Here is a 24,877-nt window from a genome sequence, read left to right as displayed (position 1 = left end):
GTTTATCGATGGTATACGTTCAATTTGTACTCCGCTTACTCTTGCCAACCCAACGTGTTGGTCAACTTCATCTTGCATCAGAATGTGCAATGGCACAAATCATTGCAGGATCGATCATGTTGATCTTGCGCCTTTCGCTGCGTTGAACACTCTAGCACCGTTGCAGACCGCACCACAGTGACGGCAGCCCCTGTCGAGACATCACCTGGATCGCGGACGTTTGAGCGCGTCATCATACGACCGTTACGGCCATCCTCTATCTGTTCGGCACTCCAGGAGACCCGATACATCCTTTGTTAAAGGACAGCCCCTATTCCCGCTCGCCCTCGGCATTGGGGCCGAGAAGGGAATGCGAGCATGCCAAGACAAGATATTTCATCACGCCATTTTCAACGAAAAATCTCGGAGTTCTGCGCTATGCGCATCGCGCCGACCGTTCCGACGCGGACCCTGGAGAACATCAGCTCCTATCTGACCAGCCTGGTCATCTATCGCAAATCACCGCCTTTGCTGAACGGCCGCATCGACTGGACGACGATCGCGGACGCCTGCGGCATCGAAGACGAACTGACCGCGGAACTGAAACGCCAACTGCGCCACGGAGTCGATGCGATCATCCGATGGCTCGAACTGCCGCCCGCGCTGGAAGACGCTCGACCGTCAAGGCCGAAGACGCGATCACCTAGGCCTGATAACCGCGCGCCGGCACCAATCACATCCTTCGCCGGCGCGGCCGAACGGATGGCAAGCGACGGTGCGCCTGTTCAACCTGCGTCGGCGCGGCGCGGTCCGCAGCCAAGGCCGATCGAGGAGTTTCCGCAGCCGCTGTTCGAGGCGACGGTCGATCCCGCGGGCTTCCAGGACGCGCTCATCTATCATATGCGCCGGTTCGGCGACAGCTACTGGCAACTCTATCGCGCCATTGTGCGCCTCGATGAGAGCTTCGACGACAAGACCCTGCTGTCGTGGATCCAGGGTGAACGTGCACCACGATCGATCGCCAGCTTCGAGATCCTCTCCCGTATCGAGCGGCGCTACCGACTGGCTGAGGGCTACTTCAAGGCGAAGCTTCCGCATCAGTCCCGATCTCTCTATGGCCATGATCTCGGTGACATCAATCCCGCCGAACGGCGCAGACTGGCCTGGCACCTGCCGGACGACTTTGGCAGCCTGCCGTTCTCGAAGCGCGCGGAAATCCTCGACTGGGTACGGCGGGTCATCATCTCGGGTTCGACCGACTATCGCCGCTACCAGGCGGCCGCCAGCAAGCAGCGCTATGCCATCCGCTTTCCCGGCGTCACCTATGGCGGCGGGTCTCTGTCGCCGCGATCTTCCATTGCGGCCGCTGGCGCCGGTCGCAGTGAAGAAGAAGCGTTCGAGGATCCGGACCTTCTCTCCGGCGTGGTCGACGCGCCGCCGCGCCTGGCGATGGAGATGGCCGACCTGATCCGCTTCAAGACCTCGACGCTGACGGCGATTGGCTTCCAGCGCAACGGTGTGTGGGGCGAGGAGACCGCCTCGCAGAAGATCGAGCATCTCGGACTGATGTTCGGGGCGCTCGCCGCCTCACCTGCCGGCATCGTCAAGGGCCGCGGTGTGCCGCTCAGCCAGTTGAGCTTCGGCCTGCTGATCTTCCCCGGCGTCTGGGACTGGTATCTGCAATGGCGCGAACAGCGGCGTGGCTTCTACACCAAGTGGGAAGAGGACATGCTGATGGTGGCGCAGGCTCTCACCCGGGCAGAAGTTGGCTGGATCCGCCAGCATCCGGAGCTTCTGAAGACTGTCCGGCCGATCGAAGGCCTGATCGCGCCCGAGGAGATCGCATTCGCTGCGCGCGACTGGCACGGCGCCTGCGATGCGTTTCATCGGCATGCCGCCAATCGCTCCAGGGAGGTTCAAAGGGTGATGCGCGTGCATCGCGATCCATTCGAGCCGATCATGGTGATCCTCGAAGCCGACAGTCCGCTGGCGGAATATCGCAAGATCACCGACGAGATCCTGAAGCGCATGCCGGACGAACACCGCTATCCGCGACCGGCGGCCGAAGCCGTCCGCTCGTTCCTGTTGCTCCGGCTCGGACTGCATCTCGGGCTGCGGCAGAAGAACCTTCGCCAGCTGCGGGTCTGCCCGCGCGGGCATTTTCCGACGTCGGAGCGCCGGCTGGAGGACATGAAGTGTGGCGAACTGCGCTGGAGCGATCGTGAGCGCGGCTGGGAGGTGCTGATCCCGTCGGTCGCCTTCAAGAATTCCGGCTCGTCCTTCTTCGGGCAGAAACCGTTCCGGCTGGTCCTGCCGGACCTGCTCGATCTCTACAGATACCTCGAGGCCTATATCGACCGGCATCGTGGTGTGTTGCTCGGCAGCACCAAGGATCCCGGCACGCTGTTCGTCAAGACCGTGAAGACGACGAGCCACGACGCCGCCTACGACTCGACAAAGTTCTACGAGGCCTGGCGGACGGTGATCCAGCGCTATGGCATCTATAACCCCTATACCGGTCGCGGCGCCATCAAGGGGCTGCTGCCACACGGGCCACACAATGTCCGGGATATTCTGGCGACCCATATCCTCAAGCAGACCGGCTCCTACGAGCAGGCGAGCTATGCGATCCAGGACACCCCTGACGTCGTGCAGCAGCATTACGGCCGTTTCCTGCCGCAGGACAAGGCGGCGCTGGCGGCAAAGATCCTCAACCAGGTCTGGGAGGCGGCGTAGTCACGGGCGTGGAGTGCCATCTGCACTCCACGCCAACACTCCCTGTCAAACCATCGCTGGCTGCGGGGCAGAACATCGCACCTGGCGACATTGGCGACATTTTGCCGTCGCCATCGGTCTTCGCCTGCGCTCAGCCGAGTTCTTGCGCGAGCCCGATGAGAAGCCCCTCCGGCCCACGGATGTAGCAGAGCCTGTAGGCGTCCTGATAGCGCACGACCTCGCCGACGAGCTCTGCACCGCGCCGACCGAGCCGTTCAAGAGTCTCGTCGATGTCGTCGACGGCAAACATCACCCGCAGGTAGCCGAGGGCGTTGACCGGGGCGTTGCGGTGATCGGCGACGACGGCCGGCCTCAGGAAGCGGCAGAGCTCGAGGCGGCTGTGGCCATCCGGTGTGCGCATCATGGCGATCTCGACATGCTGATCACCCAGTCCGGTGACGCGTCCAGCCCATTCGCCTTCGATCGTTGCCCGTCCTTCGAGTTCGAGGCCGAGCGTGCGAAAGAAATCGATCGTCGCGTCGAGGTCTTCGACGACGATGCCGACATTGTCCATACGTTTGAGCGCCATGTTTCCCGTCTCCTGGCTGTCGTGTTGCGACGCGCTGTCGCCCGTCACACAGGAGACGTTTGAGGCGCCCGGACACCGACAAGCGCGCGGGCCTAATCTCCTGCCGTCCATATCGGACGCGTGCATTATAGGAGAACGGCTCCTCGACGATGAAGCCGAGCGCGATGTTCAGATAGCGCGCCTTCTGCTTATGCGACGCGTGGCGAGACCCTTCTCCCGAGGACACGAACCGTGGCGCTATCGAAGAGATCATGACCCATGCATGCCGATCTATGGCGTCTTCGCAGTTGCAGTTAATTTGAGAATTCGGCTGCTTAGATTCTCAGTCTTAAATGCTAGACCCGGGCGAAACGGCCACATTCTCACTTTTAACTGGCAAGCGACATACCGACTCGCAAAGGGAAATGGCCTAGCTGCGTAGCGGAGCTTACCAATCAGCCTGCTGTCATATTCGTAACCGGCAGCATCGAAGAGGTCCGTAAGACGAGGCCGGATGCGCTCGGAGTGTCAAAGCCCTTTTCACCTGATCATCTGAAGGCGATCATTCGTCGGACCTTGAGAATGGAAGAATAGGTTAAGCGTCTCGACACGCTCCGTCACGTCGGGCCGGAAACCCCAGCTGACTCGGCTTGTCCTGGATGTCGAATTCGTTCTGAGCTGATGGGCGCTGTCGTGGGGGCCGGATTGACGCCAGGTGAGGCATAACTGAAGGCCATTTTTCCCCAGACGACGGCCGACATAACCGTGACGGACCCCGATGGCAGCATTGTCATCGTCAATCAACGCCGCCAAGTATCGGGTCCTTTCTATCAATGGCGGCCAGGTATTCCTTCGATGGTCCGTTTCCATCAACAATGACCCGGATAAGCCCATGCTGAAACTGCGATGGGAGAAGCGTGGCGGCCTGCCGGTCACGGTCCATTGAGGCAGGGCTTTAAGCCTCGCCTTAAAGGCGGTGACGACGTCAGAACTCGGAGGGCGCGTTGCTATCGACTATGCCCGTACCGGGCTTGTCTGTGATTTCAAGTCGGCTTTGTCCTCCTCACCGATTAGTAGCAAGTATTGATTCACCAACAAGAGCGGTGATCAAGGTAACTTAACGCCGCTTGCACCTCGTCGATCGAAACCGGCCCGGGCGTTCCCGGCAGATGTCGAAGGGAGGGGTGCGAATCCACCGCGTAAAGGTCGGATGCCCAAGCCGCCAGGATCGCGCGGCGATCATCGACCGAAAGGGATGGTGCGCGGACGACATCGATCGGTCGGCAAAGCAGTAGGCTGCCGACCAGGACCGCTGGCCCCATGGCCGCGCTTGGTCGGCAGCCCGTTGCAGTTCGCTGTGTATGGTTGCCTCCTCACCGGATATGCCGAACCCTATCCCGTCTCAGGCGAGACGCGGCAATGGCACTCGTTTCCGGCGCCAGCAAATCGTGCTTCTCGGCGAATGCCGCGAACAGGCCGCGGGCCGTCTCGGCTTCGATCTCGCCGCGCAGTGCCGCGCCGCAGGCATTGAAGGCGACTGCATGCGCGTTATCTCGCAATCTGACAGGCCATTCGCAAAGATGACGATACGCTTCCGTTGCGCTTCGCACTTCGGCCGGAAAGCCCAGGCCGACGAGGATAGTGACAGGGTCTCTAAACATGTCGGGTTTCATCGCTCTCTCCTTTCCAACCCGGAATGTTGACGGGCGCCACCGCAATGGCGCCCCTGACGCACTGGATGAACTTAACATCAAGCCGCCTTCTCCGCTTCGATCTGAGCCGGAGCGACCGATGTTAAGGCAGGCGTGCTCTGGATCGAAATCTTCCTCGGTTTCAGAGCCTCCGGGATCTCGCGGAGTAGATCGATTGACAGAAGGCCATTTCTGAGATCCGCGCCGTTGACCCGCACATGGTCGGCCAGCTCGAAACGGTGCTCGAACGGGCGCCCTGCGATGCCGCGATGCAGGTAGCCCTCATTGGCGGCCTCCTGCTTCTTGCCGGTGACAGTCAGCAGGTTGGACTGGAATGTGATGTCGAGATCATCCTGGGCAAAGCCTGCGACCGCTATCGAAATGCGGTAGCTGTCGTCACCGGTCTTGACGATGTCATAGGGCGGCCAATCGCTGATCGAGCGGGCGCGCTGGGCGTTTTCGAGAAGATTAAAGACCCGGTCGAAGCCGACGCTCGAGCGGAACAGCGGTGCATAGTCGTAAGATGTTGCCATAGCCATATCCTCCTTGAAGCAACATGGATACGAGAGTGCCAAAAGCGGGCGCTCCCGGCGAAGCCAGCCCTATCTCAGCGGCTGGCGACAAACGATTTTGGTTTGTCGATTTTCTGATTCAAGATCTAATGCGAAAAATATTTGCCGACGCCATATTTCCCTATCGTCAATGGACTGACCGACTGAGAACACGATGCGGGTACGCCGCCTTGAACTGCGAGATCATTGCGCAGGCTTGCTGCAATACCCGTTCGGTTGTTTCGGGATTGTCGCGCGCAAGTTCGTCGGCGTTTATGCGGATCGCTTGCGCCATATTGGCCGACATCACAGCAAAACGGCCCTCACCGTAGACAAGCGCATCTTGCGAGGCCGTCTCGAGCCAGCGCGCGAAATCGACAATGATCTCCTCCCTCTCCGGGATGCTGGCATCTTTTATGACTTTAATGTTTTCTTCCATGTGGTCTCACTCCATACAGACGTGGAAAGCGACCGGGCTGATCAAGCCCCGATCGCCGGGTGAGCTAGGAAGTGGGAAAGTCAGAATCAAGCCTCACTGCAGCTTGAACTCGCCTTCGACGCGGCGCCATTCATTTGGTCCGATCAGGCGCTGATGCGTGTAGCGGACGGAATGCAGCGGCCCGTCGAGATTGGCCTGCCAGTAATCCAGGAACTTCTGCATCTCAGGGAAATCGGGAGCCAGATCGTAATCTTGCCAGACGTAGGTTTGGAGCACGGATTCAAAATCAGGAATGCGGTAGAGGATGTGCGCAGTTGTCAGGCCGTAGCCATTGAGCTGACGCTCAAGATCCGATGAAAATCGCATGCTTCATCTCCGTTTCATGGACACTGCCAAAGGTGGCGCAAAATTTTGCCGCCATCAACGGGTTTCTGAACGAAGTAACTCAGATTATTGTTCCTTTCCAGCATGTTAGCAGCCACAAACGTCGAGTGCTAATTTTTTCGTTCTGACCTCTTGAAATCGAAAAATCTCGAAAATAAATTCTGCCCGCGAACGCTCGAGTGAGGTTCGCACCCGTCCGGATTGGTCACCCGGTCCGGTAGGGGATTTTGCGTCATCTTTTTTGTCCAATGGAGGAAAACATGTCGTTCCGACCGCTTCATGATCGCATTCTCGTCCGCCGGGTCGAATCCGAAGAAAAGACCAAGGGTGGGATCATCATCCCTGACACTGCCAAGGAAAAGCCGCAGGAAGGCGAAGTTGTCGCCGTCGGTCCTGGTGCACGCAACGAGGCCGGCCAGATCCAGGCGCTCGACGTCAAGGCTGGCGACCGCATTCTGTTCGGCAAATGGTCCGGCACCGAAATCAAGATCAACGGCGAAGACCTGCTGATCATGAAGGAAAGCGACGTCTTGGGCATTATCGAAGCTCAGGCCGAGCAGAAGCGGGCTGCGTAATCACACATTACACTCATCAGTCAAAAAGCTGCCTATTGAAGGAGTGAACAAATGGCTGCGAAAGAAGTCAAATTCAACACCGATGCACGCGAACGCATGCTGCGTGGGGTCGATGTCCTTGCCAACGCCGTGAAGGTCACGCTCGGCCCAAAAGGCCGCAACGTTGTCATCGACAAGTCCTACGGCGCGCCGCGCATTACCAAGGACGGTGTTTCGGTCGCCAAGGAAATCGAACTGGAAGACAAGTTCGAGAACATGGGGGCACAGATGCTGCGCGAAGTGGCATCGAAGACCAACGATCTTGCCGGCGACGGCACAACCACCGCAACTGTTCTCGCACAGGCAATCGTCAAGGAAGGCGCCAAGGCCGTTGCATCGGGCATGAACCCGATGGACCTCAAGCGCGGCATCGATATTGCCGTCGACGCCGTCGTCAAAGAATTGAAGACCAACGCGCGCAAGATTACCAGCAATTCCGAAATCGCCCAAGTCGGCACCATCTCGGCCAACGGCGACGAGGAGATCGGCAAGTATCTAGCAGAAGCGATGGAAAAGGTCGGCAACGAAGGTGTGATCACCGTCGAGGAAGCCAAGACCGCCGAGACCGAGCTCGAAGTCGTTGAAGGCATGCAGTTCGACCGCGGCTATCTCTCGCCCTACTTCGTGACCAACCAGGACAAGATGCGGGTCGAGTTCGAAGACCCGTATATCCTCATCCACGAGAAGAAGCTGTCGAACCTTCAGTCCTTGCTGCCCGTCCTCGAAGCCGTCGTGCAGTCCTCCAAGCCGCTGCTGATTATCGCGGAAGATGTCGAAGGCGAGGCGCTCGCAACGCTGGTCGTCAACAAGCTGCGCGGCGGACTGAAGATCGCTGCTGTCAAGGCGCCGGGCTTCGGCGATCGCCGCAAGGCGATGCTGGAAGACATCGCCGTCCTGACCGGCGGTACTGTCATCTCCGAAGACGTCGGCATCAAGCTGGAGAACGTCACGCTCAACATGCTCGGCCGTGCCAAGAAGGTGGCGATCGAGAAGGAAAATACCACGATCGTCGATGGCGTCGGTTCCAAGGCCGAGATCGACGGCCGCGTTGCTCAGATCCGGGCGCAGATCGAGGAAACCACCTCCGATTATGACCGCGAGAAGCTGCAGGAGCGTCTTGCCAAGCTCGCTGGCGGTGTTGCGGTGATCCGCGTCGGTGGCTCTACGGAAATCGAGGTCAAGGAGAAGAAGGACCGCGTCGATGACGCGCTTCATGCGACCAGAGCAGCTGTAGAGGAAGGCATTCTGCCGGGCGGTGGTGTCGCGCTGCTGCGCGCCGTCAAGGCACTCGACAATCTTTTGACGGCGAACCAGGACCAGAAGGTCGGCATCGAGATCGTCCGCCGCGCCATCGAAGCGCCGGTGCGCCAGATCGCCGAGAACGCCGGCGCCGAAGGCTCCGTCATCGTCGGCAAGCTCCGCGAGAAAACCGACTTCTCCTTCGGGTGGAACGCCCAGACTGGCGAGTATGGCGATCTTTACGCACAAGGCGTCATCGATCCGGCCAAGGTCGTGCGCACGGCACTCCAGGATGCGGCATCGGTCGCCGGCCTGCTGGTCACGACGGAAGCCATGATTGCTGAGAAGCCGAAGAAAGACGCTGCTCCCGCCCTGCCGGCCGGCGCGGGAATGGACTTCTAAGTAGTAATCGGTAAGGCCCGCCCCTTCCGCCGGGACGGGTTTTACCGGAACGATGACAATGACAGCACCCATTTCGAGAGATGACGCACGTCTGTGCGCCAGCGTCATCAAGGAAGTCGCGCGTTCAAAGGGCATCGCCAACGACCCGTCCGCGGTCGCGCGTCTGACCGTAGCGATCGCTAGGCTTTTCAATAAAGGCCTGCGCGATCGCGGCCAGTTGGTGGCAGCAGCTTCTAATTTAGACGAGATAAAATAACCAACAGGCAGCCTAGCCCTGTCTGCCTTACTAGTGAAGGACAGAGGATCCGTTTGAATGCCAGGCTCCTCTGTCTGCATACCCACACCAGGTTCGGCAGGGCGGCGTTTCGAAGAAATGGGAACTGCAAAATCCGCTGTCCCAATACCAAATTAATGAGAGGTTGCTAAGGCTGATAGCAACCAGCCTCATCCTTAGATTGCCTAGGCTCCCATGTCTCCACTCTCTCTGAGACGCCGAGTTTCGGCGCCAGACATTTCAGCGATCTCCCAATCGTTGCCAGGCGATATCTACGATCAGACACGACTGCAGCCAAAGGCTGGATGGCAGCATCAACACCGCCGCGCCGAACAGATAATTAGTGCCGCTCTCACCCGCTCAGTCGTCGTCCTGCCACCGGCGCAGATCCGTCTGGTCGTGATAGCCCATACGGTCAGGCGTGGTGATAAACTCGATCGTCGTGCCCCATGGCATGCGGCAGTAGCAGACCTTGTTTCCAGGACCTTTTTCGGTTGCGTAGGGAATAGCGCGCGGCGCGGTAAGAGACGTGCCTCCAGCCTTTTCAAAGCGCTCTACCGACGCCTCGATATCGTCGGTGTAAACACCGAAGTGCGTGATGCCGAAGTCGCTCGCTCGAACCGGCTGGGCTTGCTCGGGGCCATGCATTTCGAAGAGCTCGATATCTGGTCCGCTTCCGATCTTCACCATCGCCTGCGCACGCACGACCGTTCCAGGGAAAGCGCCAGTGGCCTGTTCAAACTCAGGTCCCTGCCGCGGCGGATCCTGCCGCCCGAAGGATTGGTAAATCACCTGGCCGCCGAAAGCTTCCACCAGAAACGACTTTGCAGCATCAATGTCGGGCACAGTGATGCCGATATGATTGACCCCGCGAATGACGGATGCCGTCATGGCAATTTTCCTTTCTTGTTGAATCGACGAAGGCGATCGGACGCAACTCGCCCGGATCGCAGAGTTTCAATTGGCCTTGAGGAAATCGATCAGAGTGGCTGCGACTTCATTCGGCCGCTCGTCGGCAACATAGTGGCTGCACCGCGCAATCGAGCCGCCCGTTACATTGCTGGCGAACTCCTTGAGCATCGGAACCATTTGCGGACCGAAGCGCTGCTCTCCGCCGAGACCGAGCACCGGTATCTCGAGCGGTCGCTTCTTGTACTCGAGCGCGGCCGCATGGTCAGCGGCAAGGGTGCGATACCATTCCATGCCGCCACGCGTGCGGCCAGGAAGGGCCATCGCTTTCGCGTAGATCTCGATGTCCGCCGGATTGAAGGTGCTGTGATCGTAGAACCGCTCTGCCATGAAGGCCGAAACATAGTCATATTCACGACCATGGATCAGGCGTTCCGGCAGATCCCGGTTCATATGGAAGCTAAAGTGCCAGATCCTTGCAGTGGTCGCCTCCCATTGCGTCCAGCCGGGAAGCGGAACATCAAGGACGGCCAGGTGCGTAACAGCCTGCCGATAAACGGCAGCTTGGGGTAAAGCCACCATCCCGCCGATGTCATGGCCGCATACAGCATAGCGTTCATGCCCAAGGGCAACCATGACCTCGTGCGCGTCGCGCGCCATCGTGACCTTGTCATAGCCGTCAAGCGGGCAGTCGGAAAAGCCCGCGCCGCGCAGATCAATGGCCACCACGCTGAAATGCTCGGCTAGCAGTGGCATTGCATGGTGCCATTCCCACCATGTTTCCGGCCAGCCGTGAAGCAGAAGGAACGGCGGTCCGGAGCCTCCCGTGACGGCGTTGATCTTGATGCCATTCACCGGCACCAGCTGTTGGGTAAACCCCTTCAAGGTTGCGATCATGATGAGTTTCCAATCGATGTGACATTCAAACAGAGTTAGCGACCAGCGCTCAGGGCTGGTCGAAATCGGTGGCGATGGTGATGTCGCGCCAGGCGTCGATATCGCTGCGGAACGAAGCCAGCTTTCGCTCGGCGATCGAATGCGCTATCGGGCCGAGCGGCAGATGAAGCGGGGCGTCATCGGCATCGACTGCCTGCAGGATCACCGCAACCGCCTTGTCGGGATCGCCCGCCTGATTGCCGTCGTTGGTTTCGCGATAGTGCTTGCGCGAGCTCGCAGAGTATTCCGGCATTTCGTTGGCTGCTATCCTGATCGAGCGTCCAAGGAAATCGGTGCGAAACGGCCCAGGTTCGACGATCAGCACGCGAATGCCGAACGGCTTCAGCTCGCCGGCGAGCGCTTCGGAAATCCCTTCCACGGCAAACTTGGCGGCGTGGTAATACCCTCCGCCGCCGCGGCCCTCGATGCCCGCACCGGACGACATGTTGACGATCGTTCCGCCCGAACGTCGCAGGACGGGTAGCGCGGCTCTGGTGGTTTCGATCAGACCGAAGAGGTTCACCTCGAACATCGGTCGATATTCCTCGGGCGCGCCTTCCTCGATTGCGCCGAACAGTGCGTAGCCGGCATTGTTCACGAGCACGTCAATGCCGCCAAAGGTCTCGAGCGCCTTTGCGACCGCTGCCTTGGCCGTCGCCGCATCGGTCACGTCGAGTGGCAAGGTGATCATGCGGCCGCCGAAAGGCTGAGCCATCTCTTCGATCGTCTTTACATTGCGGGCCGTGGCGATGACCCGATCGCCTCGCTGTGCCGCGCCGAGCGCGAGCCGCTGTCCGAAGCCGCTTGAGCAGCCTGTGATGAGCCAAGTTTTCATTAGTTTTTCTCCGAGTTGCTTTCGGTCGACGCCGAGGGTCGCGTTTCCTTCGCCCTCACGAATGCGGCGATCCACAGAGGGGCGCGCCTTCAGACGATGGCAGGAATCTAGGTGCTCAGATTTGTTCTTTAAGTGACATAAGTGTATTCTCGGCGTTCGGTTTTGTGTGGGTGTGGCGATGGAATGGAGTGACATCCGGATCTTTCTTGCTGTGGCGCGATCCGGCACGCTCGGCGGCGCCGCGCGTTCTCTGCAGACCAGCCATCCGACCGTCGGCAGGCGCCTGCGCGCACTTGAGCAGGCGATTGGTCACACGCTCTTCCAGCGAACGGCCGACGGTCTTGTCCTGACCGAAGAGGGCCATGGGATCATCGCGCTGGCGGAGCAGATGGAAGAGGGCGCGCTCGCCATGGAGCGCCGGCTTGCGGGGCAGGAGCAAAAACTCAAAGGCAGTCTGCGCATATCATCAGCGGACTGGTTCGGAGCCTATGTATTGCCTCCCATTCTGGCGGATTTCTCGAACGCCTACCCCAATGTCGACGTCGAGATCCTGACCGGCACGCGCCTGTTCAACCTCGCCCAGCGCGAGGCCGACGTCGCTTTTCGTATCGTTCCATTCAACACTGCCGATGTCGTTCAGCGGCGGCTCTTCAGGCTCGAATACGGCGTCTACATCGCCGAGGAGTCGCCTGATCCGAAATATGGCGACGGGACTGGTTTCCGGCTGATCACCCACGATACGTCGACCGGGCAGTTCCCCGATATCGCTTGGCTCATTGAGAGTTTCCCCAACGCGAGACCGGTCCTGCGATCGAACAACCGCAACGTCCAGGGGCGCATGTGCCGGCAGGGCGTCGGAATCGCCGTCCTGCCCCGCGTGGTCGGTGATCAGATCGTGGGCATCCGCAGACTGAAACTGCCGACCCCCCCGCCGGCGCGCGACATCTGGATGGGATATCACCGGGACCTACGACGTCTTCAGCGTCTTCGTGCGTTTATCTCGACCCTATCGGACCATCTCGTGAACGCGACCGCATGATGAATGGCCCGGAGATGATTCAAGGTTGCCCGAGTAACTCCTAAATTGCTGCAGTCGTTTCGGTACCGGCAGCTCGTCTTAGTCTTCCCGAAGCGCGTTTGTCCTTCATTCGAGGGATCGCGAAATCCGGAATACCCCTAACTTGAGCCGCAACTAGCGTGTCCCGGATAAATAAAGCTTAGGGGGATGGCGGGGGCGCAAAGCCCAGGTACGGCAAGGCACAAAGCGCTCATGCACTTCTAAAAACGCGGGGCCGCCGGTCTAGGGTGGAGAGGCCTGGTCGTCGCCGGCGTCCGACGGGGCCCTCCAGATCGTGACGGCTATCCAGCAGGAACCGGCGCTGCCACTGATTGATCTTTGGTCGCGTGCAGCGATGGTTCCCATCAATACAGAGTATACGGCTTTCTAAGCTCGTAACGGGAACCTGTTTCGATTGTGAAGTGTCCGTCGCACATAGATGGCGAGAACCACCTTCACTCAAAGCGGATCCGAAGTCATACTACGTTGCGCTTGCCACTGTACACATTCGTGTGTATGATTATGGAGATGAAGAGCGGTGATATCATTGCGGAATTGCAAAAGGATGGCTGGTCCGAGGTCGCTACCAAGGGCAAACATGTCCAGTTTAGGCATCCCGAGAAACCTAGGCGCGTCACTGTTCCACACCCGAAAAGGGACATCCCGATCGGAACCCTGAAGAGTATCGAGAAACAAGCCGGACTTAAGCTGAGGTGACAAACATGCGCAATTATATCGGATTGATCCATAAGGACGCCGACAGTGATTACGGTGTGTCCTTTCCCGATTTTCCTGGCCTGGTCACTGCTGGAACTGACCTCGATGATGCACGAGCAATGGCCGAAGAAGCCTTAGCCCTACACATCGAAGGTCTGGCCGAAGACGGCGAAGCAGTACCCGAACCCTCCACATTGGAGGCGGTGATGGCAGACGCGGAGAACCAAGACGGCGTTGCAATTCTAGTTGGCGTCAAGACGGAAGCCAAAAGAGCGGTTCGCGTAAATATCACTCTGCCAGAAGACGTCCTAAAAGCAATCGATGCGTTCGCCGAATCCCAAGGGTTGACCCGATCAGGCTTCTTGGTTCGAGCTGCCAAGCATGAGATCGGCCACACAAACGACGACTACAATGATAATTACGCAGAGGCGCGGCTAGGGGCTTAAGAGGAACTTTGTCTCCCTCCCCCTTTTTTAATGACGCTGACTGTCTCGCGATGGCGGCGGCACAAGTTCGGTCGCCCGGGAGGAGATCCACATGGAAAAGCGCTGGCGTTCGCCGGTCGTGCTCAGATGCACGGAATCCGCGAAATTATCACGATAACGAATCCTCGCGAGGCCCTCGTTCTGCTGGCCTGCAAATGGCCCGCCCCCCACGATGAAAGCTTCTTTGCGGCAATGCAGGCGTGTTCCGAGGCACTCGGGCGTCCTGAAACTGCAGAAAGAGCGCGCACGGCCTTGCTCACCGCAGCCAGCGACGCCGGCTTCCCCAGCGAGGAGGATAGCGCCATCCGCCGTCCCGGCAAGCAGTTCAAGCCGGCGGACCACCATTCGTACAGGCCGGAGGTGTAAGACATGGGAACGCTCGTTCTAGGCAAGCCGTGGAATACCCCGGTTGCAATCGAGATTCAGAGCGGTCGCATGCGCTCGGTTTCGAATACAGGGGAGGCCGCTGGCGAGCTCCCTATCACTGGCCGGCTTCCGGGAAAAACGCGCGCCGCCGAGGGTCTGCTGAACAGATGGCCAGTCCATGAGGGCCAGGCCTATGAGGCCGCTGGCGATATCCTGCTCGGCGCAATGAATGGTCGGTATACGCAGGAGTCTGCCCGTAGCGCACTCATTGTGGCAGCCGAATAAGCCGGCATCGGCTCATTGAGCAAGCCTGAACTCACTATGATCAACCTCCAATGCATAAGATGACGGAACAAATGTCAGAAGAACCCGGCGCCTTCAGCGGAGGAACCATACCGGCTGCAAGAAGCCCTTTTTGTTGCCACCAATTGGCCATAAGGTTCGCGAACGAGCATTCGGCCGTTGGCGCGTTGACGGACCCCAGCCCCGCGTCCGCCGCTGCCCGCTCGCGAACCTTCTCCCGTGTGGACATGCTCACGGTATATCATGGCATGATACAAGAAAAGGATTTTCTGTATGCCAATCGACGATGGGCAATTGGTCCGCTCCGCACTGGCGCAGGGCGTCTACGAGGGACTGGCCGGCTTTCGGCTTGCCATGCGACGGTTCCTGGCTTTCAGCGAGAAGGTACTTGCCGATGCTGAAGTGACATCCCAGCAGTACCAGGCGATGCTGGTAATCAAGACGGCGAAGGGCGGTCGAGTGATGATCCGCGAGCTCGCTGAACAGATGCTTATTCAGCATCACGGCGCAGTTCAACTCGCTGATCGGCTCTCAGCTGCGGGTCTCGCAGAACGCATTCCATCAGAAGACGACAGGCGAAGCGTGCTGATCGGACTAACGGCGACGGGCGAAGCTGTGCTCGAAGCATTGGCAAGGATCCACCTTCAGGCGATCAACGCAAACGAACCGCTTCTGGCCGATTCCCTGTCCATGCTACGCCATCTTGCCGCACTTGCCTGAGCATTCCCTAATCAACTGGATGTGATCGCAATTCGGTTGAGCCTCGGCGTCAAATCTATATCATGGCGTGATATAGAACTGAGGCCGAGGCGAACTGCTATGCAGGATAACGATGGCACGTGGGCATCCTATCGCCCGTCGAAGACCATGTGGGCCTGGTCGCTTGTCGGTGCTTGCGCCTTCACGATGGTGGTGGGCTTCACCTGGGGCGGATGGGTGCTCGGCGGACGGGCACAGGTGATGACGGACAATGCCGTGCGCCAGGCACGGGCCGAACTTGTGGCAGACGTCTGCGTCCACAATTTCGTCAATGCGGTCGATGCCGAGCACAATCTCGAGGCGCTGAAGGCCAAGTCGACCTGGGAACGTGACGATTTCATCAGGGATGGTGGATGGACGACGGTGGCCGGCATCGACGAGAGTGTCGCCAGCGCCGCCGACGCCTGCGCCAGGAAGCTGATGGAAATGAAAGCCCTGCCGCAAGTGGAAGCGGCGCCGGTCACCGGAAGCTAGATCATCGTCTGGCCGTATTGCGTTCGCCAGTCGATCAGGCCCGCCCGAAATGATTTCGGGCGGGCCATTTCAATCATGCCTGTCTTCGGATGCCAAAATCCCTAGGCGCCTCGTGGCTCCTCAAGTGCAAGGCAAACCTCGCGTGCCATCAAATGTGCCGCATCCAATACCACTTCTGACAGTGGCTCCCTGTTGCTCGCAGCCTTGCAAATTTTCAACAATCCGTTCAGTTCGCCCGATGTTTCAAGAAGGCCATCAAGAGCAACCTCGACGACAACCGGCAGAGCATCCCTTTCTGAGCCAAGAGTTCCATTTGCGTTCAAAAGACCTTGTTCGCGTAGTACGACGTTAATCCGGCTTCCCCAGTTAGCCAACTCAGCGCGCTTGTTCATATCGTTCCCCATTTTCGCACTCACATCACATGATCATACTTGTCGGCGTATCTTCTGCCCTTGTTCACCTTGCGTCAGGATCGGCACCCAAGGCAGGCTGAAAGAATATCATTACATGACATAAAATGAAGAGCTAATGTTCGCAGGAGACCCGTCGACCACCGTGCATGCATCAAATGGCTTTCGAATTGCCAAGCTGGTGTAAGACGATACGCACTAAAGCGCGGGCATGATGTTTGAAAGAAAGTCTGTAAAAGGCCCGGCAGTCGGCCGGCGTTCGGAGAAACGAGCTACGCGGGGACTCGAAATTCTACTTGCAAACGACCGCCCCACAGGTTGCACTGAGCAGCAATCCGTCCTTTGAGCGTGCTTTAACCCACGTCCTGGATGCGTTTCGGGTATGGGCCTTCCTCCGGGCTCTTTTTCTCCACGCTTTTCAATCCCAGAAAGAAGGGCGGCCTCGGGAGTGACCTTGCGCGCCCGTAGGCGTAGAAGACATTCTTACCGTTCTTAGCGCCGAGTCCCCGATGCCTGTCACCTATCGCAAGTCGAAGCTTCTCCGTCGTTCTCGTGTCTTATGGGGATCGTTTTCGCTCTGGCGACCACGGATTATTTTCTGGTTCGGTGCAATCGCAATCGGCGTGGTGAGCGTTGCGTTCGCCAAAATGGCAGACTTTGCCCAAAAGGCGTTCACTACGCTCACCTCATCCGGCGAACTCATGTTCCTCCTTCCGCTGCTCATGGCTCCCTTCGGTTTCATGCTATCTGCCTACCTTGCGGCGAGGTTCTTTCCAAACTCGCAGGGAAGCGGGATTCCGCAGGCAATTGCAGCACGGCATCTTCACGACGACGAGGATCGGGCGCGGCTATTGTCGCTCAGGATAGCGTTCGGCAAGATCGCCTTGACTCTACTGGGCTTGTTCTGCGGGGCTTCGATTGGTCGTGAAGGGCCAACCGTTCAGGTCGGCGGATCGATCATGCTCGCCGTTGCCCGCTTCGGCGGGATCGCGCAGACGCGGGGATTGATCCTCGCGGGTTCGGCGGCGGGTATCGCCGCCGCCTTCAACACGCCGCTTGCGGGAATTGTCTTCGCGATCGAGGAGATGAGCCGGACCTACGAAGCGCGTGCGAACGGCATCGTTCTGACCGCCGTAATTCTTTCCGGTCTTGCTGCCCTCGCACTCGCGGGCAGTTATAACTACTTCGGAGAGGCGTCAGCGGCACCTCTTCAGATCGGAGACTGGGGCCTTGTGCTCGTCTGCGGCGTCGGCGGGGGCGCGCTCGGGGCTTGCTTTAGTGGATTTGCCTTGCACTATGGACGGCATATCAGGCGCTGGGTACATCCGCAGCCGCTTGTGCGGGCGGTGGCAGTAGCGGGGCTTTGCGGCTTGGCTGTCGCTGTCATTGGCATCGCATCGAACGGCGCTACGTTCGGAACCGGCTACGAGCAAGCCAGAGGCGCGGTCGAAGGACAAGCGCTGCCTGTGCTGTTTTTTGCCGAAAAACTGGCGGCGTGCTTCCTGTCGATGCTGTCGGGCATCCCAGGCGGCATCTTCGCGCCTTCATTGGCCGTGGGTGCCGGATTTGGAAGTTCAGTGGGAACTTTGCTTGGGACGAGCATTGCCCTTGCTTCGATCCTGGGAATGGCAGGCTATTTTTCTGGCGTCGTTCAAGCACCGATGACCGCGTTCGTCATTATCCTGGAGATGACTGGTGATCATCAGGCAGTTATCCCGATTATGGCGGTGTCCATGATTGGATACGTGACGTCACGAATTCTGTCGCATGAGGGACGGTCCGCCCGCAAAGAGCAGACGGTCACCTGATTGCTTTTCAGTGGAGGTTCCCCGCTCACGCTTCTTATGCCCGTCGTTCATAAATCTCTCCGCAGAATGCTGATTACGTGACACGCAGCGGACGGTATCGAGGATTGTAGCCGTTGCAGGTTAAGACGCACCATGCGCTATCCTTCAAAGAGGGACTTCCTGCTCGCGGCTTTTGCCATGTGCTGCATTTTGGGTGTCGCGCAGCTCGTTTTTTCACTTGCCATTTACTTGGGCTGGCATCCATGACGTTCCAGGGGTCTCCAAGGTTTTGTGGTCGGCTTTTTCGTTGCCGCCGTGTTGATGCGGCTCGCTCTGTTGTCGCCCCATTTCCTGCACTGAAAGTCAGTGCACCTCGAAGTTCGTGGCTGGAAGTCCGATAAAACAGGTCCTAGTATGGCCGACACGGCGTGTGCTGCGTGCGCTGCGGGTTCCCCCGAAATCGACGGAGACTTCAATCAACCTTCCCACAGGGAGCGCGAACCCATGTCTTCAACGGTTATCAAGGGCCGCATTCAATCGACACTTCGTCACTTTCTTGATGCCGAGGCTTCAGGCGGCATCGTCCTCATGGCTGTCGCCGTGCTCGCCATCGTCACGGCGAACTCCGCACTCGCAGAGAGTTACTTCCACGTCCTACACGTCGACCTTGGCCCCCTTAGCCTACAGCACTGGATCAACGATGCACTGATGGCGGTGTTCTTCCTGCTGGTAGGATTGGAGATCAAACGTGAGATGCTGGATGGCCAACTGTCGAGCTGGAGCCGCCGTATTCTTCCAGGCGCTGCGGCCGCAGGCGGCATGTTGCTTCCGGCGCTTTTTTACGTCTTCTTCAACCGTGACGATCCATCCTCACTACGTGGCTGGGCGATCCCGACGGCGACGGATATCGCTTTTGCGCTTGGCGTGATCTCCTTATTCGGGTCGCGCGTTCCGGCATCGCTCAAAATATTCCTCGCGGCGCTCGCCATCATCGACGATCTCGGTGCCGTGATCGTCATTGCATTATTCTATACCACCGATCTGAGCTTGATGGCGTTGATCGGCGCGGCAGTCGTCCTCTGCACCCTGTTCGCCCTCAATCGCATGGGGGTGAAGGCTGTCTGGCCATATCTAGTTCTGGGTGCCGTTCTTTGGCTCTCGATCTTTGCGTCCGGTATCCACGCGACGTTGTCGGGTGTTATGCTTGCCTTGTCGATCCCGCTGAAGATAACACCCGGCACCCCCGAAGCGTCGCATGCCGAGTCACCTCTGCACAAGCTCGAGCATGCCCTTCACAAACCCGTTGCCTTCATCATCGTGCCGATTTTCGGTTTCGCCAACGCGGGCGTTTCTTTTACCAATGTGACGATGGAGGTCTTGGCCGAACCCCTGACGATAGGCGTCGCGGCAGGTCTAGTGCTTGGTAAACTGATTGGCGTGCTCGGTGTCGTCGCCATACTCGTGAAACTTGGCCTTGCCGATCTTCCCGCCAAGGCGAGTTGGGGACAGATGGCAGGGACGGCCCTCCTTTGCGGAATCGGGTTCACGATGAGCCTATTCATCGGCCTGCTCGCGTTCGACGACCCGGCGATCCAGGATCACGTGAAGATCGGCATCCTGTTGGGATCGGTTACGTCAGGCATGCTCGGGGCGACCTTTCTTTTGATGTTCGGTCGTCGGACTAGTTCCGCAACTCGCTTACGGTGAGAGCTTGTCGGAGAAATTGCCGGCCATGGCGCGGAGCGGTTAACGCCACCTCCAGCACCTTAGATGTCCGCCTTGGGGTGATGATTGATGATGCCGAGGTAGCCCGAAGCCTGACTATTGATCGTCTCGATAATCGAAAACGCGCCGTTGCTTGCCGGAGGGGAAAATCGAACATGAAGCACAAGTCCGATCGCGGGACAACAATACCTGGCGGATGCATCCGTGTGCCGAAATTGAATAGTCATAGGCGCTGCGCGGTGTTGAGATCAGCAGCCCGCCAATGGTGATGTAGATCACACCGATCATCACAGCGCCACGGCGTCGGCCTGCCAGATGAGCCCTTGGACGAAAGCCCGCCGCGACGAATACGACCATCGCCGCAAGTGCTATCGCCACGAAGTTTGTTAGAAAGTTCAGAAGGGCGCCAAGCGCCGGGCCTATCAGTCTGCTCTAAGTAAGGAATTCCGCTGAGGCCGGCGGACTGTCTTATGAGACTGTACAAAAATCGAGAATACACACTGAGGGATAAGACAATGGACGAAGATCATACGAAACGCATGATCCTTGAATTCCTGAGGAAACACATCTTGGCGGTCATTGCGACATGCCACCGCAACGGAACGCCGGAGGCGGCTACGATCGACTTCTCGGTGCGCGACAATCTTGAGATCGTGTTCAGCGCTTTCAAAGAGACAAGGAAGTTCAACAATCTCGCGGAGCGTCCCGGCGTCGCGTTCGTTGTCGGATGGGACGACAACATCACGGTTCAATACGAGGGTGAGGCAACAAGGGTTCCTGCCGCGGATATCGAACAATACCAGGAAGCTTATCTCAACGCCGTTCCGACCGCCAGGGAGTTCATCGAGAGAGGGGCCGTGATGTTCAAAGCAACGCCGCGGTGGATTCGATATTCCGATTTCAACAAGGAGCCTCCCGAGCTGATCGAGATTCAATTCTGACAGACGCAACGCCTTCGGGTCGCCGTCCGAGGGCGTCGGCTAAATCGTGACACCCGCCTTGAGGGCAAGATTACCTAGAGGATCGCGGAGGCCCAACAAATGTGGGCGCTCCCAACTCCCTACTATGGAACTTCAGCATAACGGATGATGCTCTGATTTTGTACGTTGGCGACTAATTCATCAGAACGAGACAAAAATCGGCGGAGCAAAGGTGAGGAATTTGAATCGTTGTATCCTAAGGTGAGATCAATTGTCGGCGGCACACCCTCAAGTGCTCAAGCAACTACATTTGGCGTCAGCATATTTTGCGCATAAAGCGGAATAAGCGTTATTCCACCTGTAGATACGACGAGCGACATTGCCGATGGCAGGCCGTCACCTTCGTACTCTGGCTTGAGGGTGATCCCAACTTTCGACGCGTAATCTTGGATCGCGGATTGCAATACGGGAGAAATTCTAGCCGAACTGACGTAAGTTTCGCGGGCAAGGTCCTGCGGCCGGATCTTTTTGCGCGACGTCAAGCGATGGTCCGCCGGCAGTACGGCGATCAGTGGCTCCTTGGCCAAAAACTTGAAGGACACACCAACACTCTGCGTCTCGGGGCGAAGAAAAGCGACGTCCAGCTTGCCTCGCATCAGCGCCAGAGCAAGCCATGTTGGATCGATGCGCACGAGTTCGGCAAGCGATATCAGTGCTATACCGGCGGCAAAGGCGGCGTCGGTCTCGCGAAGGTCCCCACTCGTCGAGGAGGACGGCCGCCTGTCCCTGTCGTGGGACAAAACCCAACTGCGCGGTTTGGCGGATCGATGCGGCCGCAAACCGCACCGCCCGTCGCCAGCGTACCATGTCCGATAATATTGGCTTATCGGACCTCTTCACTTTGCCTCTTATTCTGACAGGAAAAGGTGGAGAAACCGTCAAAGAGTACGCCTTAATTGCCCCCTTCCGACGTCAGCGCGTTGCTGTTGATATAGGCGACAGTCGCTTCTACACAGCTAGGCAGAACCGGCTAGTGTGGAGAAGATCGATGGAATGGCAATTGCAGGACGCCAAGAACCAGCTCTCGAAGGTGGTGCAGAAGGCGCGACACGAAGTACGACAGATCGTCACGCGGCGCGTCGGCCGGCCTTCGCTGGTCGATGATCTGCTTTTCGGCCCTGGCTGGGATGATGTGCTCGCTAAGGACGTCAAGGCGCGCAATAAAACGCCGAACCGAGACGTCGCCTTCTGATGTACATGGTAGACACCAACGTCGTTCGGGAGGCCGGTGCGGCACGCTGCGCTCAGTTGATCCGCTTAGCATCCACTTTGATGCGAATGACCCTCGGCGAGATCATGCGCGGCATCGCCCTCAAACAGAAATCGGACCCGAAGGCTGCGTCTCACCTCAAGGGGTGGCTGCGCTACTCTACAGCTACCGGATGGCTTCGGAGATCTTACGTCCAGGCGTGACTGTGGGCGAGATGGCGGCTCGCTATGGGCTGAAGCCGAACCGCCTGTCATCGGGGCGAGCAATAACTCGTCAAGGCGTGCACAGCGCAGCCTCGCCTACGATCCTATTTTCTCTGAAGACACCCCTACGATTGCTCGTTGATGGTCCTTCCGTCGACGTCGAAGAACAGCTGGTAGTGCCCTTCCTCCCGGCCATTGATTTCGATCATCACATTGTAGTCCTGCCCTTGGAATGAGCCTTGGCGCGGAGGGTCTGATCCGGCCAGCTCGGTCCTTGCGTACAGGAGCTGCGCACCCTGCCCAATGTAGTCATCGCCTAGATCAAGGATTTGGACAATTCCCGCGGCCAAGAGTGCCCCCAATGGACCTGCGAACGCCCCCACAACACTCGCAGCGGCCGTTGGCCCGATCCCCGGACCATCGGCCGCATCAGCACCTGCAGCTCCCGCGAGGGATTGAACCGCTCTTGCGAGTTCGACCATTTTCTCCTGCAGTTTTCGTGCGGTCTCGCTAGGGTCTCCTTGGTCGTTCTCATAGGCGATAACCCTGATCGAGAGCGGATTTGGCGTGAGATTGTCGATCTTGAATATTTGGCCGACGCCTATTTCGCTTCCAGTTTCTATGTTTTCGAAGGGACCAATCTTTTGAACAATTGGATTGCCGGTAGCGTTGTCGATTGCGAGAATGAAATATGGCTCGTCGGTCGGCGTAAGCTGGTCGTGGTCAGATTCCCTAATGCAGCGAAATCCCAGGAAACTCACGACGACCTTGAAGGTGACGATGGCCTGGGTCACTACTCCAATAGGTCCGTCCCGCAACGTCGCCTCGATCCTCCCACCACGATAATATCGGGTCGCCAAACCACCGAATGGACTCATCTTGACTGGGCTCGTGGGATATCCGAGACGACCGGAAGGCCCACCATGCCTCAAGTATTCCTGTTGAATGCTGTCGCGCGCTGTCTCGAGCGAAAGCGTCGGTCGTGGAGCGGGTGGAGGTGCCGGCCTAACGTGCAGCGTGACAGTGCGTTCATGCCATCCATCTGCGGGAAATGCGCCACGCTGGAGGATCCTGAGTGTATGACCCTCCGGTGCACAATCTCTCGGGATTCTGAAGGCTGCAATCGCCTTCTTCGAATCGCCAGGCTCAAGCTTGAGCCGCACAGCCGCTGGCTCCATGGTGATGCGGTCCGCCTCTGCGTCACCGATGAGCTCATATGTGACTTCCGCACCCGGCCCCGAGCGGTGGCTTGCGGAAATCGTCACCGAAACCACCCCACCCTGCTCCTCGCCAAGTTCACCGGGAGCAACGCTGAAGTCTACCAGGCTTCCACTTTGGAAGACGAGCGGGACGGCGATCGGTCGCTCGAATACACCCGAGGTAATCATTAAAACGCCGGTACCCCGCCTGAACCTCGGGTCAGTCACTTCGATCGACACATCGACCTTGACGGCCTCCGAACGTCCCACGTCGATAGGGCCACCACCCTGCACGGTGCGGACAACTTCCTCTTCCCAGACGGTCACGGCCTCAGTCTCGGTTTCGTTTTCAAGCCCTTCGGGCACTTCTCCGGGAATGACGTCGATATAGATTTCTTTTTCGACGAAGCGGACCGTAGTCATGGATGCGACTCGGAGCTTTAGGCCCTCGTTGCTGGTGAGTGACGTTTCGGCCGTCAGTCGCGCCTGATCGGTGAAGCCACTCAATTGCACGGTAGTTTTTCGCTCGCCTGGTCCGTACAGGATCTCGTCGACGCCCTTTGGTGAAATCGATGGTTGAATCACTGGTCACGCCTCCTTCAACATCAAGATGAAATTTCTGCGAGAAGTGGAAGCACGCTACGTCAAGACGCTTGTATCACATCCGCGATTTGCAATCGAGCGTCATCCACGCCCGATGCGCTGAACTCTGGTCCCCGCTTCGTCATTGGATGTCGGTTTGAAGAATCATCTAGGATCATGCACCCGGTAGCAGGTGCCCGTGAACCTCAGGCAAAACCACCAAGGGCCATGTGATCGAGATAATCGCGAACGGCTGAAGCCCTGCCTTCCTTCACCAGGGCTTCGGCCGTACGTCCACCAAAAGCCGGAATTGGCTGGGCCCGGTACCAGGCCATGGCCTGCTCCTTGCCCCCTGCCCATTCCACGACGCGACCGATCACTTCCAGCATCTCGCGCAGTCGACCCTGTGTCTTGGCGGTATCGCTGCTCTTGACCCGATAGAGGGTCCCCGCTGCAATGCCGGCGGTTTCGGCAAGCTGGGTTTTCGACATGCCGAACTCGCCGGCGATTTGAGCGATGGCTATGCTGCCGCTCCTGTCCATAAACGACAGAACCAAGAGGTCGTCTTGCGTTGAAACCTTCATGGCCTCGGCCATCACATCACCCGTCATATCGAGCGACTTGATTGCCGTGCAGCATACACAGCATTTGAAGAGCTATCTGCAATCGTTCCGGCGGTCGGCGAAGGACCAGTCGCCTTACGCAGTCAGGGTGGCAGTACCGCGCCATCAGCCATCCTCGACTGCAGGGGTGAAAATATGGCATGCACCCTGGCAGCACAGTCACGACGACACAAGGACGAACCCGTGGAAACAATGACCATCGAAAATCGAAGCGACTTCGCACAATGGGCGATCGAACGCGCAAGCGCGATTGTCGCCGACCAGGGTGCAAACCTCGCGCTTGCGTCTCGTGAGGGCGAAGATGCGACGATAGCCACCGCTGCGAACGGGCTTGGGCAGGCCGTCGTCGATGCCCTGCTCGAAGTCTTCGATGCCTTGGTTCCTACCGAATGAACCGCAGCCCCTCGCAAGGGCCTCAGCCGTACCGACGCCGCACCGTCATGGTTAATGAAACCTTTCCT

Annotated in this window: 28 protein-coding genes and 2 pseudogenes; 17 read left to right on the top strand and 13 right to left on the bottom strand. The window is 58.5% G+C overall.

Annotated features, from left to right (window positions below):
* The first annotated feature begins 357 nt into the window (after nt 1-357).
* Complete coding sequence (locus tag EV286_RS30070; protein ID WP_132960925.1) at nt 358-2,715, top strand: hypothetical protein; 2,358 nt, start codon at nt 358-360, stop codon at nt 2,713-2,715.
* A 130-nt stretch (nt 2,716-2,845) separates the two neighbouring features.
* On the opposite strand, the gene EV286_RS30065 is transcribed toward EV286_RS30070, so the two are convergent.
* Complete coding sequence (locus tag EV286_RS30065; RefSeq protein ID WP_132960924.1) at nt 2,846-3,283, bottom strand: VOC family protein; 438 nt, start codon at nt 3,281-3,283, stop codon at nt 2,846-2,848.
* 757 nt (nt 3,284-4,040) lie between these two features.
* Between EV286_RS30065 and EV286_RS32175 the strand changes: the two genes are divergently transcribed.
* Complete coding sequence (locus EV286_RS32175; RefSeq protein WP_165932987.1) at nt 4,041-4,208, top strand: hypothetical protein; 168 nt, start codon at nt 4,041-4,043, stop codon at nt 4,206-4,208.
* A gap of 142 nt (nt 4,209-4,350) precedes the next feature.
* Here the strand turns inward: EV286_RS32175 and EV286_RS32635 are convergent, their stop codons facing one another.
* From EV286_RS32635 to EV286_RS30035, 5 genes are all read right to left on the bottom strand, one after another.
* Nucleotides 4,351-4,584: a hypothetical protein gene (locus EV286_RS32635; RefSeq protein WP_132960922.1), complete on the bottom strand. Its 234-nt coding sequence runs from the start codon at nt 4,582-4,584 to the stop codon at nt 4,351-4,353.
* Between the two features lie 51 nt (nt 4,585-4,635).
* The gene (locus EV286_RS30050) at nt 4,636-4,935 is read right to left on the bottom strand and encodes a DUF982 domain-containing protein (RefSeq protein ID WP_132960921.1); all 300 of its coding nucleotides are present in this window, start codon (nt 4,933-4,935) and stop codon (nt 4,636-4,638) included.
* Nucleotides 4,936-5,012: 77 nt separating this feature from the next.
* On the bottom strand, nt 5,013-5,486 hold the full coding sequence (locus tag EV286_RS30045) for an Hsp20 family protein (protein WP_132960920.1): 474 nt from the start codon (nt 5,484-5,486) through the stop codon (nt 5,013-5,015).
* 166 nt (nt 5,487-5,652) lie between these two features.
* Complete coding sequence (locus tag EV286_RS30040) at nt 5,653-5,943, bottom strand: hypothetical protein (RefSeq protein ID WP_132960919.1); 291 nt, start codon at nt 5,941-5,943, stop codon at nt 5,653-5,655.
* A 93-nt stretch (nt 5,944-6,036) separates the two neighbouring features.
* Nucleotides 6,037-6,309, bottom strand: a complete 273-nt coding sequence (locus EV286_RS30035) for an usg protein (RefSeq protein WP_132960918.1) — start codon at nt 6,307-6,309, stop codon at nt 6,037-6,039.
* A gap of 278 nt (nt 6,310-6,587) precedes the next feature.
* Between EV286_RS30035 and groES the strand changes: the two genes are divergently transcribed.
* Genes groES through EV286_RS30020 form a run of 3 tightly spaced genes read left to right on the top strand, consistent with a single transcriptional unit; the run spans nt 6,588 to nt 8,838 of the window.
* Nucleotides 6,588-6,902: a co-chaperone GroES gene (gene groES, locus EV286_RS30030; protein WP_132960917.1), complete on the top strand. Its 315-nt coding sequence runs from the start codon at nt 6,588-6,590 to the stop codon at nt 6,900-6,902.
* 51 nt (nt 6,903-6,953) lie between these two features.
* A complete protein-coding gene (gene groL, locus EV286_RS30025; protein ID WP_132960916.1) occupies nt 6,954-8,582 on the top strand; it encodes a chaperonin GroEL in 1,629 nt (542 codons plus the stop codon).
* Between the two features lie 58 nt (nt 8,583-8,640).
* Nucleotides 8,641-8,838: a hypothetical protein gene (locus EV286_RS30020; RefSeq protein WP_132960915.1), complete on the top strand. Its 198-nt coding sequence runs from the start codon at nt 8,641-8,643 to the stop codon at nt 8,836-8,838.
* A gap of 378 nt (nt 8,839-9,216) precedes the next feature.
* Here EV286_RS30020 and EV286_RS30015 read toward each other — a convergent pair whose 3' ends face one another.
* The 3 genes from EV286_RS30015 to EV286_RS30005 form a co-directional block, all read right to left on the bottom strand.
* Nucleotides 9,217-9,747, bottom strand: a complete 531-nt coding sequence (locus EV286_RS30015) for a VOC family protein (RefSeq protein ID WP_132960914.1) — start codon at nt 9,745-9,747, stop codon at nt 9,217-9,219.
* Nucleotides 9,748-9,813: 66 nt separating this feature from the next.
* Nucleotides 9,814-10,662 (bottom strand): alpha/beta hydrolase, encoded by an 849-nt coding sequence (locus EV286_RS30010; RefSeq protein ID WP_132960913.1) that lies wholly within the window; start codon nt 10,660-10,662, stop codon nt 9,814-9,816.
* 49 nt (nt 10,663-10,711) lie between these two features.
* On the bottom strand, nt 10,712-11,536 hold the full coding sequence (locus EV286_RS30005; RefSeq protein WP_132960912.1) for an oxidoreductase: 825 nt from the start codon (nt 11,534-11,536) through the stop codon (nt 10,712-10,714).
* A gap of 178 nt (nt 11,537-11,714) precedes the next feature.
* Here EV286_RS30005 and EV286_RS30000 point away from each other — a divergent pair, with 178 nt between their 5' ends.
* The 6 genes from EV286_RS30000 to EV286_RS29970 all read left to right on the top strand — a co-directional run bounded on the left by EV286_RS30000 (nt 11,715) and on the right by EV286_RS29970 (nt 15,697).
* Entirely contained in the window at nt 11,715-12,575 is an 861-nt protein-coding gene (locus EV286_RS30000; RefSeq protein WP_132960911.1) for a LysR family transcriptional regulator, read from the top strand.
* Nucleotides 12,576-13,121: 546 nt separating this feature from the next.
* Complete coding sequence (locus tag EV286_RS29995) at nt 13,122-13,310, top strand: type II toxin-antitoxin system HicA family toxin (protein WP_132960910.1); 189 nt, start codon at nt 13,122-13,124, stop codon at nt 13,308-13,310.
* A gap of 5 nt (nt 13,311-13,315) precedes the next feature.
* Complete coding sequence (locus EV286_RS29990; RefSeq protein WP_132960909.1) at nt 13,316-13,756, top strand: type II toxin-antitoxin system HicB family antitoxin; 441 nt, start codon at nt 13,316-13,318, stop codon at nt 13,754-13,756.
* Nucleotides 13,757-14,164: 408 nt separating this feature from the next.
* The gene (locus tag EV286_RS29980; protein ID WP_132960907.1) at nt 14,165-14,446 is read left to right on the top strand and encodes a DUF982 domain-containing protein; all 282 of its coding nucleotides are present in this window, start codon (nt 14,165-14,167) and stop codon (nt 14,444-14,446) included.
* Between the two features lie 291 nt (nt 14,447-14,737).
* Entirely contained in the window at nt 14,738-15,184 is a 447-nt protein-coding gene (locus tag EV286_RS29975) for a MarR family transcriptional regulator (RefSeq protein ID WP_132960906.1), read from the top strand.
* A 99-nt stretch (nt 15,185-15,283) separates the two neighbouring features.
* The gene (locus tag EV286_RS29970) at nt 15,284-15,697 is read left to right on the top strand and encodes a hypothetical protein (protein ID WP_132960905.1); all 414 of its coding nucleotides are present in this window, start codon (nt 15,284-15,286) and stop codon (nt 15,695-15,697) included.
* A 101-nt stretch (nt 15,698-15,798) separates the two neighbouring features.
* On the opposite strand, the gene EV286_RS29965 is transcribed toward EV286_RS29970, so the two are convergent.
* Entirely contained in the window at nt 15,799-16,089 is a 291-nt protein-coding gene (locus tag EV286_RS29965; RefSeq protein WP_132960904.1) for a hypothetical protein, read from the bottom strand.
* Between the two features lie 527 nt (nt 16,090-16,616).
* Here EV286_RS29965 and EV286_RS29960 point away from each other — a divergent pair.
* From EV286_RS29960 to EV286_RS29950, 3 genes are all read left to right on the top strand, one after another.
* Nucleotides 16,617-17,915, top strand: coding sequence for a chloride channel protein (locus EV286_RS29960; protein WP_132960903.1), 1,299 nt, complete (start codon nt 16,617-16,619; stop codon nt 17,913-17,915).
* 483 nt (nt 17,916-18,398) lie between these two features.
* Nucleotides 18,399-19,601, top strand: a complete 1,203-nt coding sequence (nhaA, locus tag EV286_RS29955) for a Na+/H+ antiporter NhaA (protein ID WP_132960902.1) — start codon at nt 18,399-18,401, stop codon at nt 19,599-19,601.
* 533 nt (nt 19,602-20,134) lie between these two features.
* Nucleotides 20,135-20,560 carry a pyridoxamine 5'-phosphate oxidase family protein gene (locus EV286_RS29950; protein ID WP_132960901.1) on the top strand — a complete coding sequence of 142 codons (426 nt, stop codon included), beginning with the start codon at nt 20,135-20,137 and terminating at the stop codon, nt 20,558-20,560.
* A gap of 122 nt (nt 20,561-20,682) precedes the next feature.
* On the opposite strand, the pseudogene EV286_RS29945 reads toward EV286_RS29950, so the two are convergent.
* Nucleotides 20,683-21,210: pseudogene (locus EV286_RS29945) on the bottom strand (LysR substrate-binding domain-containing protein); the annotation flags it as partial.
* Nucleotides 21,211-21,587: 377 nt separating this feature from the next.
* On the opposite strand from EV286_RS29945, the gene EV286_RS29940 reads away from it, so the two are divergent.
* Together EV286_RS29940 and EV286_RS32630 are read left to right on the top strand one after the other, a co-directional pair.
* Nucleotides 21,588-21,791: a type II toxin-antitoxin system prevent-host-death family antitoxin gene (locus tag EV286_RS29940; RefSeq protein ID WP_132960900.1), complete on the top strand. Its 204-nt coding sequence runs from the start codon at nt 21,588-21,590 to the stop codon at nt 21,789-21,791.
* Nucleotides 21,791-21,964: pseudogene (locus tag EV286_RS32630) on the top strand (type II toxin-antitoxin system VapC family toxin); the annotation flags it as partial. The gene EV286_RS29940 and the pseudogene EV286_RS32630, both read left to right, overlap by 1 nt.
* A gap of 173 nt (nt 21,965-22,137) precedes the next feature.
* Here EV286_RS32630 and EV286_RS29935 read toward each other — a convergent pair.
* Together EV286_RS29935 and EV286_RS29930 are read right to left on the bottom strand one after the other, a co-directional pair.
* Complete coding sequence (locus EV286_RS29935) at nt 22,138-23,796, bottom strand: hypothetical protein (protein ID WP_132960899.1); 1,659 nt, start codon at nt 23,794-23,796, stop codon at nt 22,138-22,140.
* A gap of 203 nt (nt 23,797-23,999) precedes the next feature.
* The gene (locus EV286_RS29930) at nt 24,000-24,389 is read right to left on the bottom strand and encodes an MbcA/ParS/Xre antitoxin family protein (protein WP_132960898.1); all 390 of its coding nucleotides are present in this window, start codon (nt 24,387-24,389) and stop codon (nt 24,000-24,002) included.
* 210 nt (nt 24,390-24,599) lie between these two features.
* Between EV286_RS29930 and EV286_RS29925 the strand changes: the two genes are divergently transcribed.
* A complete protein-coding gene (locus EV286_RS29925) occupies nt 24,600-24,809 on the top strand; it encodes a hypothetical protein (RefSeq protein WP_132960897.1) in 210 nt (69 codons plus the stop codon).
* Nucleotides 24,810-24,877 lie beyond the last annotated feature (68 nt).

Source organism: Rhizobium sp. BK251 (genome assembly GCF_004345245.1).
In the GTDB taxonomy this organism is placed as follows: Bacteria; Pseudomonadota; Alphaproteobacteria; order Rhizobiales; family Rhizobiaceae; genus Rhizobium.
The sequence above is the reverse complement of the archived record's forward strand: the minus strand, read 5'-3'. Positions and strand labels throughout refer to the sequence as shown.